The sequence below is a fragment of the Fusobacterium sp. genome (assembly GCF_029258315.1).
Classification (GTDB): Bacteria; Fusobacteriota; Fusobacteriia; order Fusobacteriales; family Fusobacteriaceae; genus Fusobacterium_B.
Genome location: NZ_JARHZE010000019.1, coordinates 1 through 12,662, shown reverse-complemented (window position 1 = coordinate 12,662; position 12,662 = coordinate 1). Strand labels below are relative to the sequence as shown.

General features: G+C 29.9%; 12 protein-coding genes and 1 tRNA gene. 7 read left to right on the top strand and 6 right to left on the bottom strand.

Annotated features, from left to right (window positions below):
• Positions 1 to 17: 17 nt before the first annotated feature.
• Positions 18 to 1,229, bottom strand: a complete 1,212-nt coding sequence (locus Q1J48_RS01455) for a sodium/glutamate symporter (protein ID WP_300328812.1) — start codon at positions 1,227 to 1,229, stop codon at positions 18 to 20.
• A 239-nt stretch (positions 1,230 to 1,468) separates the two neighbouring features.
• Here Q1J48_RS01455 and Q1J48_RS01450 point away from each other — a divergent pair, with 239 nt between their 5' ends.
• Positions 1,469 to 1,936, top strand: a complete 468-nt coding sequence (locus Q1J48_RS01450; protein ID WP_300360684.1) for a D-Ala-D-Ala carboxypeptidase family metallohydrolase — start codon at positions 1,469 to 1,471, stop codon at positions 1,934 to 1,936.
• 298 nt (positions 1,937 to 2,234) lie between these two features.
• On the opposite strand, the gene Q1J48_RS01445 is transcribed toward Q1J48_RS01450, so the two are convergent.
• From Q1J48_RS01445 to Q1J48_RS01430, 4 genes are all read right to left on the bottom strand, one after another.
• The gene (locus Q1J48_RS01445; protein ID WP_300328818.1) at positions 2,235 to 2,870 is read right to left on the bottom strand and encodes a GntR family transcriptional regulator; all 636 of its coding nucleotides are present in this window, start codon (positions 2,868 to 2,870) and stop codon (positions 2,235 to 2,237) included.
• A 128-nt stretch (positions 2,871 to 2,998) separates the two neighbouring features.
• Positions 2,999 to 3,073 (bottom strand) — tRNA-Gln (locus Q1J48_RS01440).
• Between the two features lie 86 nt (positions 3,074 to 3,159).
• Positions 3,160 to 3,969, bottom strand: coding sequence for an Mrp/NBP35 family ATP-binding protein (locus tag Q1J48_RS01435; protein ID WP_300328821.1), 810 nt, complete (start codon positions 3,967 to 3,969; stop codon positions 3,160 to 3,162).
• A 111-nt stretch (positions 3,970 to 4,080) separates the two neighbouring features.
• Positions 4,081 to 5,436 carry a Na+/H+ antiporter NhaC family protein gene (locus Q1J48_RS01430; RefSeq protein WP_300328824.1) on the bottom strand — a complete coding sequence of 452 codons (1,356 nt, stop codon included), beginning with the start codon at positions 5,434 to 5,436 and terminating at the stop codon, positions 4,081 to 4,083.
• A 188-nt stretch (positions 5,437 to 5,624) separates the two neighbouring features.
• Between Q1J48_RS01430 and prfA the strand changes: the two genes are divergently transcribed.
• Genes prfA through Q1J48_RS01400 form a run of 6 tightly spaced genes read left to right on the top strand, consistent with a single transcriptional unit; the run spans position 5,625 to position 10,977 of the window.
• Positions 5,625 to 6,701 (top strand): peptide chain release factor 1, encoded by a 1,077-nt coding sequence (prfA, locus tag Q1J48_RS01425; protein ID WP_300328826.1) that lies wholly within the window; start codon positions 5,625 to 5,627, stop codon positions 6,699 to 6,701.
• Between the two features lie 4 nt (positions 6,702 to 6,705).
• Entirely contained in the window at positions 6,706 to 7,827 is a 1,122-nt protein-coding gene (gene prmC / locus Q1J48_RS01420) for a peptide chain release factor N(5)-glutamine methyltransferase (RefSeq protein WP_300360683.1), read from the top strand.
• A gap of 1 nt (position 7,828) precedes the next feature.
• Complete coding sequence (gene queA / locus Q1J48_RS01415; protein ID WP_300360681.1) at positions 7,829 to 8,860, top strand: tRNA preQ1(34) S-adenosylmethionine ribosyltransferase-isomerase QueA; 1,032 nt, start codon at positions 7,829 to 7,831, stop codon at positions 8,858 to 8,860.
• Positions 8,861 to 8,879: 19 nt separating this feature from the next.
• Positions 8,880 to 9,434, top strand: coding sequence for a 16S rRNA (guanine(966)-N(2))-methyltransferase RsmD (gene rsmD, locus Q1J48_RS01410; RefSeq protein WP_300328834.1), 555 nt, complete (start codon positions 8,880 to 8,882; stop codon positions 9,432 to 9,434).
• Between the two features lie 25 nt (positions 9,435 to 9,459).
• Entirely contained in the window at positions 9,460 to 9,909 is a 450-nt protein-coding gene (locus tag Q1J48_RS01405; RefSeq protein WP_300360680.1) for an OmpH/Skp family outer membrane protein, read from the top strand.
• A gap of 33 nt (positions 9,910 to 9,942) precedes the next feature.
• Positions 9,943 to 10,977 carry a LacI family DNA-binding transcriptional regulator gene (locus Q1J48_RS01400; protein ID WP_300328840.1) on the top strand — a complete coding sequence of 345 codons (1,035 nt, stop codon included), beginning with the start codon at positions 9,943 to 9,945 and terminating at the stop codon, positions 10,975 to 10,977.
• Positions 10,978 to 11,074: 97 nt separating this feature from the next.
• On the opposite strand, the gene melB is transcribed toward Q1J48_RS01400, so the two are convergent.
• Positions 11,075 to 12,442 (bottom strand): melibiose:sodium transporter MelB, encoded by a 1,368-nt coding sequence (gene melB, locus Q1J48_RS01395; protein ID WP_300360679.1) that lies wholly within the window; start codon positions 12,440 to 12,442, stop codon positions 11,075 to 11,077.
• Between the last annotated feature and the right edge of the window lie 220 nt (positions 12,443 to 12,662).

Below are 12,662 nucleotides of genomic sequence, written 5' to 3'. Positions count from 1 at the left end.
TTTCTTATTAAAATATTCTATTTGCTATATAAGTTTAAGAAGAAAGTTATAATAGCAGCATTAGTGAAGTTACTGATAAGTCCTCCGATTACTGGAACAACGAAGAAAGCTATTTTTGAATATCCATATTTATCACAAACAGTTTTCATTGTTGCCATAGAAACAGGAACAGCACCTAAACCAAATCCAGTATGTCCAACAGCCATAACAGCAGCATCGTAGTTCTTTCCAAGTAATCTGAAAGAAATGAATGCAGCGAATAAAACTATCATAACAACTTGTGCAAATAATAGAATAACCATAGGAATAGCAAGGTCAGCTAATTGCCATAATTTCATAGTCATAATAGACATAGTAACGAACATTGCTAATGAAATTTCTCCAAGAGAGTCGATACACTCATAAAGAGCCTCATCTTCTCCGATGAATACATCATATATAATTCTTATAATTAATCCACCAAGCATACAAAGAACGTGAATTGGTAAGTTAACTCCTGGAAGAGCTTTCTTTAATATTGCGAATAAAGTAGCTCCAAATCCACAAGCTATAAACATTAAACAAGTAGCTTTTAAAGATCTTGATTTATCTAAAGTAAAAGTTTTTTGACTTGCTTTTTCCATTTCAGCAACTTCTTCAGCAGTAGCACTTCCTTTTAATCCATATTTTTGAACGATAGCGTTACCTAAAGGTCCACCAACTATACATCCAGAAATTAATCCGAAAGTAGCAGCAGCGATAGCAACTTCCATAGCTCCAGTAGCTCCCATTTTTTCAGCTATAGGTGCAAATGAAGCAGCATTTCCGTGTCCACCAGTCATAGGAATTGATCCTGTCATAAGAGCAATAAGTGGTTGAACACCTAAAACTTTACCAAGTCCAACAGCTAGTACATTTTGTAAAAATGCAGTAGCAGCAGCTAGGAAAGTGAATATAGCTATTAATTTTCCACCTTTTTTTAATAGGCTAAGTCCAGCAGCAGCTCCACTGGCAGCAAAGAATAAACAATAGAATAAAGTATTTGTAGTCTTACTGTCAAATTTAAAATCTACTAAACCTTTAACATGTAAGAAACATGCAAGAATAGCAAATAATAAACCTCCAACAACAGCTGACGGAATACAATACTTCTTTAAAATAGGAAACTTTTGTCTTAAAAAATCTCCTAACCAAATAAGTAAAACTGTGAATGCTAGTGTTTGGAATATATCCAATTTAATTTCTAACATAAATAACCCCCTATTTTTTAAGTAATGAGTATAAATTAGCAATTTGAATGCCAAAATAATAAAAAAATACTTCCTTTTTTATATAGGATTAGTGAAGGATTAAAAAAATAAAATATAAAAATAGGCAAAAATTTCACTTTTCTGTAAAAAAATAGGAAAAAAATTCCAAAGAATAATCTTGTAAGAGTATAAAAAGTTATGATATAATTAAAAAAAACTAAAAAAAGGATTAAAGATTAATGAAAAAATTAATAAGTATTTTTATGATTATATTTTTATTTGTTAGTTGTGGTCGAGTCCAAAAAAGAGGAAGTTATAAAATTTCAAGAAATTTCAATTTTTATGAAGCGACTTATAGTTCCTATGGAAAAAGACATAGAATATCTAATTATCCTACAAGAGCTGACTTTAAAAGAATAAGAAGTACAGCTTGGAGAATGGAAAAAATAAGGAGAATAGTGGGAGAACCTTTACATATAAACAGTTGGTACAGAGGATATAAGATAAATAGAAGAATAGGTGGAAGTAGTACCTCAGCTCATACTAAAGGTTTAGCAGTGGATTTTACAATAAGAGGGGATATAAGAAAAGCTTTTAATAGAATAATAAAATCGGGGTATAGCTACGATCAGATTATTATATATAGAAGAAGAAAGTATATACATATAAGTTTTAAAGAAAATCTAAGAGAAGAGAGAAGACAATGATTTTATAGATAAAAAAGTAGAGTTATAAATTTAAATGACTTTATATTTTTAAATTAGCTAAAGGGATATTTTATCTCTTTGGCTTTTTTTATTTATAAGGAAATTATAGATTAATTTTTTAAGTTGAAAATAGAAAAAAACTCCAAAATTTTATAAATAAAAAAACTGATGAATGATCAGTCTAGTAGAGATATTTTTTTATATGGAGTCAAGGAGGTATCAAAATATGTTATTTTTTTACTTTCGTTTTAATATAGAAGTTGAAATAAAAAAATACTGACGCTATTGTCAGTATTTATTAAAAAAGTATTCCTAGATAATACTTATAAGAATTTTCAATATGTTTTCTGAAGGCTTTAACAGCTTTTTCTTTTTCACCAGCAAGAATATAATCAATAGTTTCAATATGTTCCCTATTTGATTCTTCTATTCTTTCTTTACTTTTTTTATCGAAAGAAAATTTTCTTACTCTTACAAGATGATCAAAAGTAGTATTTAACATATTTTTTACAAAAATATTATCGACAGAATTAAAAATATAAAGATGGAAATCATTGTCAATTTTATCTCTTTCAGCTTGATTCCAATTTTCATATTCTTCAAATCTACTTTTAAAAAGTTGAAGTTTAACAGCAGACAGGTTAGAAAAAGCAAGTTCTAAAATAGCAGGTTCAAAGTGTATTCTAACTTCGAAAATAGCATTAACCATATTTTCGTCAATGTTTGTTACGAAAATACCTTTACGAGGCATATTTGTAACCCAAAGTTCATTTTCTAATTTAGCTAAAGCTTCTCTAACAGGAGTACGACTTATCTCTAATAAATCGCCTAATTTTTTTTCTTCTAAATACTCTCCAGGAGCAAATTCAAGATTTATTATTTTGTTTTTTATAAAACAATAAGCTTTTTCTTTTAAATTTACATAGTTCCCCATAAAAAACCTCTTCTTAATAATATTTATTAATAGTATACTCTTTTTGATAAAAAATATCAAACGAAATTATAAAATTGTAAAAAAAAAACCTTTTAATCATAAGATTAAAAGGCTTGGTTATTGTTTAATGGCTGGGATGGCTGGATTCGAACCAACGCATAACGGAGTCAAAGTCCGTTGCCTTACCGCTTGGCGACATCCCAACTTGTTAGACAAGAATTATTCTATCAAAAAAATTAATTCTTGTCAACAAAAAAAGTTAATTTTTAAATAAAATATTGAAAATCAATTATTTGTTTTGAGTTTTAGCAACTAACTTGTCAACGATCTCTTCTAAAGCATCGTGAGCAGCGTTTTTCTCTCCAGAACCAATGTAAGGATTTCCAGAATCTCCAGCAGTAACAATAGCAGGATTCATAGGAACTTTTCCTAAGAAGTCAACGTTTAGTTCTTGAGCTGTCTTTTCTCCTCCACCAGTTTTGAATATATCAATTCTTTCTCCACAATGAGGGCAAACAAATCCACTCATGTTTTCAACTATACCAAGGATTGGTAAGTTTATAAGTTTTGAGAATTTTATAGATTTTCTTGAGTCAAGTATAGAAACCTCTTGAGGAGTAGTTACTATAACACTTCCATCAGCTTTTCCAATAGATTGAGCTATTGTAAGAGGCTCGTCTCCTGTTCCAGGTGGTAAGTCAACTACTAAGTAATCTAATTCTCCCCATTGAACATCTCCTAAAAATTGGTGGATAGCTCCTATCTTAGCAGGTCCTCTCCAAATAATAGGATCATCAGAAGATCCTAAGAAGAAACTTAAAGATACAACTTTTAAATTTCCATCTAATAATTCAAGTGGTTTGAATGTAGCAGCTTTATACCCCTCTTTTCCAAGCATAAGTGCTACGTTTGGTCCGTGAATATCAGCATCTAAGATACCTACTTTATATCCTCTTAAAGCTAAACCATAAGCGATATTTGTAGACATAGTAGATTTTCCAACTCCACCTTTTCCACTCATAACAACAATTTTATGTTTAATTTGTTCCATATTTTTTTTAACTCTTAAATCAAGTTCGTTCATTTCTTTATTAGCCATAATTTCCTCCCTAAACTATGATGAAAAATGTTTCGTTAAAGTTTACAAAATTACCGAATATTACAGAATAATTTTACTACTGAAAATATATCTTGTCAATCTTTTATTTTCCTATTCAGCTTTTCCTTTTTCAAAATTCCAAGGATATTTTTTTATATAATAATCTGCAAAAGGTATAAATATAGAAAGTATTGTCAGTACAAAAAGAAGTCCTTGATACCATAGGAATGGTAAAATATCAAAGAAGTTAACAGCTCCCTTAGCAAAACCGATAAGGATTAACATCTGAGCTCCATAAGGGATTAAACCTTGAGCCACACAAGAGAAAATATCTAAAATAGTGGCAGTTTTTCTTGGGTCAACTTGGTATTTATCACTTATTTTTTTTGCAATAGGTCCATTTATAATTATAGCCACAGTATTATTTGCAACAGCCATATCTACAAGTCCAACCAAAACTCCAATACCAATAAGAGCAGATTTTTTTCCACTTATCATTGTTTGAATTTTTTTGATAAGCCAGTTTATTCCTCCAGCAGTTTTTACCATTTGAGCAAGACCACCAGTTAAAAATGAAAGAAGGAAAATTTCTGTCATATTTAAAAATCCTGTATAAATATTTTCTGAAAGAACAAGTAGAGAAAAGTTTGGTACAAGGATAAGTCCTAAGAAACCAGCACTCAATATACCTATTGTTAATACAAAAAATACATTCATTCCAATAAGTGAAAGTCCAAGTACTAAAATATAAGGTAGTATTTTTACAGTGGAGTATCCATATACACCAATTTCTGGTGAAAGAAAATTTGAAGGTTCTCCAAAGATAATTAATAAGATAATTGTAATTAAAGCAGCAGGAGCAGCAACCATAAGGTTTACTCTAAATTTATCTCTCATCTCCACCCCTTGAGTACGAGTAGCTGCAATAGTTGTGTCAGAAATAACAGAAAGGTTATCTCCAAAGATTGCTCCACCAAGAAGAGCAGCTAAAACAAGTCCTAAAGAAACTCCAGATTTTTCAGCAAGTCCAACTCCTATTGGTCCAAGTGAAACAATAGCTCCAACTGAAGTTCCAGTGGCAGTGGAAATAAAACCAGCTATTACAAATATACCAGCAGCTATGTATTGAGGAGAGATATAATCCAAAGCAAAATTAACTGCTGAATCAACTCCACCCATAGCTGAAGATACTTGAGCAAAGGCTCCAGCTAAAAGGTAAACAATACACATTATAATAATATCTTCGTTACCACAACCCTTTAAAAAATTATCAAAATTTTCATTAAAACTTCCTTTAAAAATAACAAAAGCGGAAATAATTCCGACAAATATAGCAACAGGAGATTTTAACTGGTAGAATGCCATTTCAGTTCCAGTAAATTGTAAATAACAACCTGTTCCTAGATAAATAAAAATAAAGATTAGAAGAGGTACAAGTCCTCTAAAACTACTTTTTTCTTGAGACATAACTCCCCCTTAAAATAAAAATAAACTAATTACTACATTATAAAATATATAAATAGAAAAGTCAATTTCTCTCTTTCATTAAAGTGAAAATTATTGTCCAAAATAGAGGGTAAAAAAATATATAGTAATTAATTAATATTTATGTTATAATCTATAAGTTAAATATATGAAAAAATAAGGAGAAAAAAATGTTTGGAAAATTAGATGAAGTTGTAAAAAGACATGAAGAATTAACTGCATTATTAGGTACTATTGAAGTTGCTAGTGATACAAAGAAAATGATTGAATACAATAAAGCACTAAATGAAATAACTCCAATAGTTGAAAAGTATAATGAATATAAAACTTATAAAGAAGATTTAGATTTTATAAAAGAGAACATCAAAGCTGAAAAAGATCACGAAATGAGAGCTATGATGAACGAAGAAATGACTGAAATAGAGGAAAAATTACCTGGATTAGAAGATGAATTAAGAATATTACTTCTTCCAAAAGACCCTAACGATGATAGAAACGTTATCATTGAGATAAGAGGAGGAGCAGGAGGAGATGAGGCAGCTCTTTTTGCTGGAGACTTATATAGAATGTATACTAGATATGCAGAGAGAAAAAGATGGAAGATAGATGTTATCGAGTTCCAAGAAATCGGTGTTGGAGGAGTAAAAGAGGTTGTATTCTCAATCAGTGGACAAGGTGCATATTCTAAATTAAAATATGAATCTGGAGTACATAGAGTACAAAGAGTTCCTGAGACAGAGGCAGCTGGAAGAGTTCATACATCGACAGCAACTGTTGCAGTTTTACCAGAAGTTGATGAAGTAGAACAAATTCAAACTATCAATCCATCAGAATTAAAAATAGATACATATAGATCTGGAGGAGCAGGAGGTCAGCACGTAAACATGACAGACTCTGCTGTTAGAATTACTCACTTACCAACTGGAATAGTAGTACAATGTCAAGATGAGAGATCTCAGTTAAAAAATAGAGAAAAAGCAATGAAACACTTACTTTCAAAATTATATGAGATGGAATGTGAAAAACAAAGATCTCAAGTTGAAAGTGAAAGAAAATTACAAGTAGGAAGTGGAGCTAGATCAGAAAAGATAAGAACATACAACTTCCCTCAAGGAAGAATCACTGATCATAGAATCAAATATACTGTATATCAATTAGAGGCATTCTTAGATGGAGATTTAGAAGAGATGATAGATGCCTTAACAACATTTGACCAAGCTGAAAAATTAAAAAATATTGCGGGGTAGGTCAATGAGATTATTAGAAATAATAAACTTTTCAAAGGAGTATTTGGAAAAATACTCCTTTTCCAAATCTAGGGTAGAAAGTGAAAAACTGATTGCCTATGTTCTTAAGATGGATAGAATAAACCTTTATTCAAACTTTGAAATGGAGTTAACTGAAAGTGAAAAAACAGAGGTAAAAACTTTTTTAAAAGAGATGGCTAGAAAAAGAAAAACTTTTGATGAAATCTTAGCAGAAAAAGAAAAAACACAGGAGATCCAAACTGTTGAAAAAGATTTTAAAAATGAAAATATAGAGATTTTAACAAAATCAATCCAGTATTTAAAAAAGTTTGGAGTGGAAAATGCAAGAATAGATGCAGAATATATTTTTGCCAATGTTTTAGGAATAAAAAGAAATGCCTTGATGTTAAACTTTAACAGAGAGATAAAAGAGGAAGATAAGGAAAAAATAAGAGAATATATTTTTAGAAGAGGTAAGAAGAGAGAACCTCTACAATATATTTTAAAAGAGTGGGAATTTTATGGATTGCCATTTATAGTTGATGAAAGAGTGTTGATACCAAGACCAGATACAGAGATCTTAGTAGAAGAGTGTAAATTTTTACTAGAGGGAAAAGAGGAACCAAAAATTTTGGATATTGGAACAGGTAGTGGAGCTATAAGTATTTCACTAGCTAAGCTCTTCCCTAAAGGAAAAGTTTTTGGAGCTGATATAAGCAGAGATGCTTTAGAGGTAGCTCAACAAAATAAAGAATTAAATAAGGCTGAAAATGTAACCTTTGTTTTATCTGATGTATTCCAAAATGTTTTGGAAAAAGATTTTGATTTAATAGTTTCAAACCCACCATACATTCCAATGGAAGAGTATGAAGAACTTATGCCAGAGGTAAAAAATTATGAACCTATGACAGCTCTTACTGATAAGGGTGATGGATACTATTTTTATAGAAAGATTTCAGAGGAGGCTATGAACTTTTTGAAAAAAGGTGGATACCTAGCCTTTGAAATAGGATATAATCAAGGGGAAGAAGTAAGTGAAATAATGAAGAAAATTGGTTATGAAGTGATGGGAGTAATAAAAGATTACGGAAATAATCAAAGAGTTGTGATTGGTAGAAAGGAGTAAAATGTCTACTTTATTAAAAGATTATGAATATGATTTACCAGAAGAATTAATAGGACAACACCCAAGAGAGCCTAGAGATCACTCAAGACTTATGGTAGTGAATAAAGAAAATGAAACAACTGAGGATAAACACTTCTATGATATAATAGATTATTTAAATCCTGGAGATGTTTTAGTGAGAAATTCAACTAAAGTAATACCAGCAAGACTTATTGGGAAAAAAGAAACTGGAGCTGTGCTTGAGATATTTCTTTTAAAAAGACAGAGTATAGATACTTGGGAGTGTTTAGTTGGACACGCTAAAAAATTAAAACTAGGACAAAAAGTATATATTGGAGAAAATAACGAACTTGTTGGAGAGCTACTTGAAATAAAAGATGATGGAAATAGAATAATTAAATTTTATTTCGAGGGTGTATTTGAAGAAGTTTTAGATAAATTAGGTGAGATGCCATTACCTCCATATATAGTGGAAGAGTTAGAGGATCAAACTAGATACCAAACTGTTTATGCTAAAAGAGGTGAGTCAGTAGCAGCACCTACTGCTGGACTTCATTTTACAGAGGCACTTTTGGAAAAAATAAAAAATAAGGGTATAACAATAGTTGATATATATTTAGAAGTAGGACTTGGAACTTTTAGACCTGTTCAAGTTGAAGATGTATTACAACATAAGATGCATACAGAAAAATTTGAGATACCTAAAGAGGCTTGTGAAATAATAAACAAGGCTAAGAGAGAGGGAAGAAGAATAGTGGCTGTTGGAACTACAACAGTAAGAGCTTTAGAATCAGCTGTTGATGAAAATGGAGAGCTTATTTCTGAAGTGGCAGATACAAATATCTTCATCTATCCTGGTTATAAATTTAAAATAATAGATGCCTTAATAACAAATTTCCATTTACCAAAATCAACACTTCTAATGCTTGTTTCAGCATTCAGTAGTAGAGAATTTATGCTAGATGTGTATAAAGAGGCGGTAGAGAAAAAATATCATTTCTTCAGTTTTGGAGATGCAATGTTTATTTATTAATTTAAATGAGGAGTGAAATATGAAAATAATAGCTGGAGAGGCCAAAGGTAGAAAAATAAAAAGTAGAAAAGGGATGGACACAAGACCAACTTTAGCTAATGTTAAAGAATCACTTTTTTCTATAATTCAAAATTATGTTGAGGGATCTCGTTTCCTAGATCTTTTTAGTGGAACTGGAAATATAGCTTTAGAGGCTCTAAGTAGAGGAGCAGAAAAGGCTGTAATGATAGAGAAAGATCCAGAGGCTCTAAAGGTTATAATAGAAAATATAAACGATCTAGGATTTGAAAATAGATGTAGAGCTTATAAAAATGATGTAGTGAGAGCTGTTGAAATTTTAGGAAAGAAAAAAGAAAAATTTGATATAATATTTATGGATCCACCTTATAAAGAAGAACTTTGTAGAAAAGTTTTAAAAGCTATAAGAAAGGCTGATATATTAGAAAAAAATGGATTAATCATCTGTGAACACCATGTTTTCGAAGAACTTACTTCAGACGAAGAGGGATTTAAATTCACAGATAGAAGACTATATAGTAAAAAGGCTATTTCATTTTTTGTCAATGAAGATTAAAAAATATTGTCAGTAGGAGGGATTTATGAAAAAAATAATATTGTTAGTGATTTTAATTATGTGTATTCCTTCTTTTGCTAAAGAAAAATTGGCAGTGATAGATGAAGTCTATGTATTGGAGAACTACCAAAAGACAAAGGATTATAACGAAGTTTTAAAAAAACTAAGAGAGGGTATTGAGAAAAAATACTCCATTGATTTTAATGATGATTCAGAGGAGTTGAAATCAAATAAGGGATATATCGAGTTTCAAAAGAAAAGAGATGAGTTAAGTAGAGAGGTTAATTTTGAAGTTGAGTGGGCTATGTACCTTGTCTGTGAAAAAGATATGTTAGTTGAGAAAAAGATGGTTCGTTTTGGTAGAGTGGACGATATAAGTAAAAGAGTTCTAAAATTTTTAAATGACGAATATTCAAGAGAAAATATGATAATAAAATCTGCAAAGAAAACAGATATTATGGGAGTTATTGCTTAATAAATAAAAATGTATTAATGAAAGGGAAGAAAAATGATTACATTAAAAAATCTTTCAGAAATGACAGGATATTCTATTACAACAATTTCTAGGGTACTGAATAATGATACAACATTGAGAGCAAGTGAAAAGACAAAAGATGTAATAAGAACGATAGCCAAGAGTTCTGGATATAAGACTATGCAGAGTAAGAAAAATAAATCCAAGTTAAAAAATAATTTAATAAAAAAAACCTATCTTGGGATTGTAGAAACTTTTAATATGGAGGAATATATTCAAGATCCATATTATATGTATTTAAAGGGATTTGTAGAACAGGAATGTTTTAATAAAAAAATTGAGATAGTAAAAATACAATATGATGAAAAAGAAGGAAAATATAGTCTGTTTCCCAATAAAAAAGTTAGCGGAATAATAACTTTGGGAAATTTTTCTCCTGATAAGATGAAGGCTATAAAAAAAATATCAAAAAATATTGTATTTCTAGACTGTGCACCTAAGAATGGAAAATATTCAAGTGTTGTGGTCGACTTAGAGTTGGGAGTAAAAAGAGGTATTGATTATTTATTAAAATGTGGTCATAAAGATCTTTGCTTTGTAGGGCCTAAGACAGCTCCTAATATATTAAATAGAGAAGAACCAGAAGTAAAGAGAAATGCTTTTATTAAATATGCAAAAGAAAAAAATATAGAAGAATTTACTCAAATAATTGATTGTGAGCGTTCAATAGAAAGTGCACATAAAATGGTAGTTAAATTTATCAATGAAAAAAACAAATTTCCAACAGCTTTTTTAGCTGTAAATGAAAGCGTAACGATAGGAATTTTAAATGCCTTGAGTCACTATAATATAAAAGTTCCAGAAGATGTGAGTATTTTAAATTATAATAATACTGTCTATTCTGCTTTTGTAAATCCACCTCTTTCTAGTATAAGTATTAATAGTGAATACATGGCTAAGATTGCAGTGGATTTAGTAGTGAGACAATCGGAAAATGAATATTTTCCAATACAGATCTCAGTTTTTCCCGAAATAATGGAAAGAGAAAGTATAAAAAAACTAAAATAAATTTTTAGCTACATCAGCTCGATGTAGTTTTTTTATTTTTTATAAAAAAATACCCACTATCTTAGATTTAAAATAGTGGGCGAATTATCGTAATTTATTATTTTAAAGAAGCATGAATTTTTTCCATATATTGATGGTTAAGAATATATTTCTTTTTATAAAGAAGATAACTTATTGTTATAAATATCATAGGAACTATACACATAAGGAAACGAAGAACAAATATTGTTAAAGGTCCTTGAGTAGTATTAGGAACATATCCAGTTAGATCTAAAACAAATCCAACAAGTAAAGCTCCAAGAGCTCCAGTAAATTTAACAAGTAAAGTTTGAGCTGAGAATATTAAAGTTTCACTTCTTTTCTTAAGTTTATACTCTCCATAGTCAACAACATCCGCAAGAGTAACTGTGATTATTCCAAGCATGAATCCAGCACCAAATTTAATTAATATTCCAGATAATGCAGTCATTATAGGATTTTGAGGACAGAATATTCCAGTGAATAAAAGAACTAAAAATCCAAGTATATGAGTTACAGCTGAATAGAAATATATTTTCTTTTTAGAGAAATTAGTTGCCATTTTTGGGAATAAGAATAATCCAGAGATCTCTGCTAAACTTGCAAAAGACATAAACACTCCAAACATTCCTTTAGATCCACAAACATATATAAAATAGTATACAGCAACAGCAAATATTAAAGATATAGAGATATTATAGTTTAAACTAACTCCAACTGTTACTAAGAACTGATCGTTTTCTTTTATCAATTGAGTCATTTTTTTGAAATCAAGTTTTTCATCATTTTGTTTAGTTGAAATACGAGCTACCTCATCAGGAGTTTTTACATTTGCAACAGTAATAGCTATTGTAACTAAAAATATAGCTGATATTGTATAAGCAAATCTAGAATATCCTAAACCTGTGTTACCTTTTCCAAGGAAGTCGATAATTTGGATACCAAATCCCCCAATGATAAGAGTGTTTGCAATAGATGCAAATATTCTAGGAAGAACAGAAATTTTTTCACGCTCTTTTTTATCTCTTGAGAAGTTAGGGATCATAGCCCAATAAGGAATATCCATAAGAGTATAAGTCATACCCCAAAGAACATAAGATACTGCTACATAAGTATATAGTGAAGCTCCAGAAAGTCCAAAGTCAGTAAACATAAGAGCAAGTACAATAGCGTTTGAAATAGTCCCAATAACCAACCAAGTTCTAAATTTACCAAATTTATTTTTAGTGTTATCAACAATAACTCCACACATTAAGTCGTTGATAGCATCCCAGAATCTAGCCACGAAAAATACAATACCTACAAAACTAGCTCCTACCCCAAGAACATCTGTAAAATAAACCATAGCAAAAGTTGCTGTAATTCCATAAACTAAATCCTTACCTAAAGCTCCGATTGCAAAAGAATACCTTTCCTTTGCTGATATTTTTTTTGATACATTATCCATTGAAAAAAACCCCTCCTAATTTATAAAAAATAAAATGTATAATTTAACTTAATTACACTAATTTTACTTTGTAAATATAGTGTTAAACATTGTGTTTTTTAGATGTCTAATTTTCTATAAAAAGTACAATTTGTTTAACAGCGGTCTAAGTATACAACAGATTTTTGGTAAAATCAAATGTTTTAGGTCAAAATAAAGACAACTTAATTAAAAAAGTTAA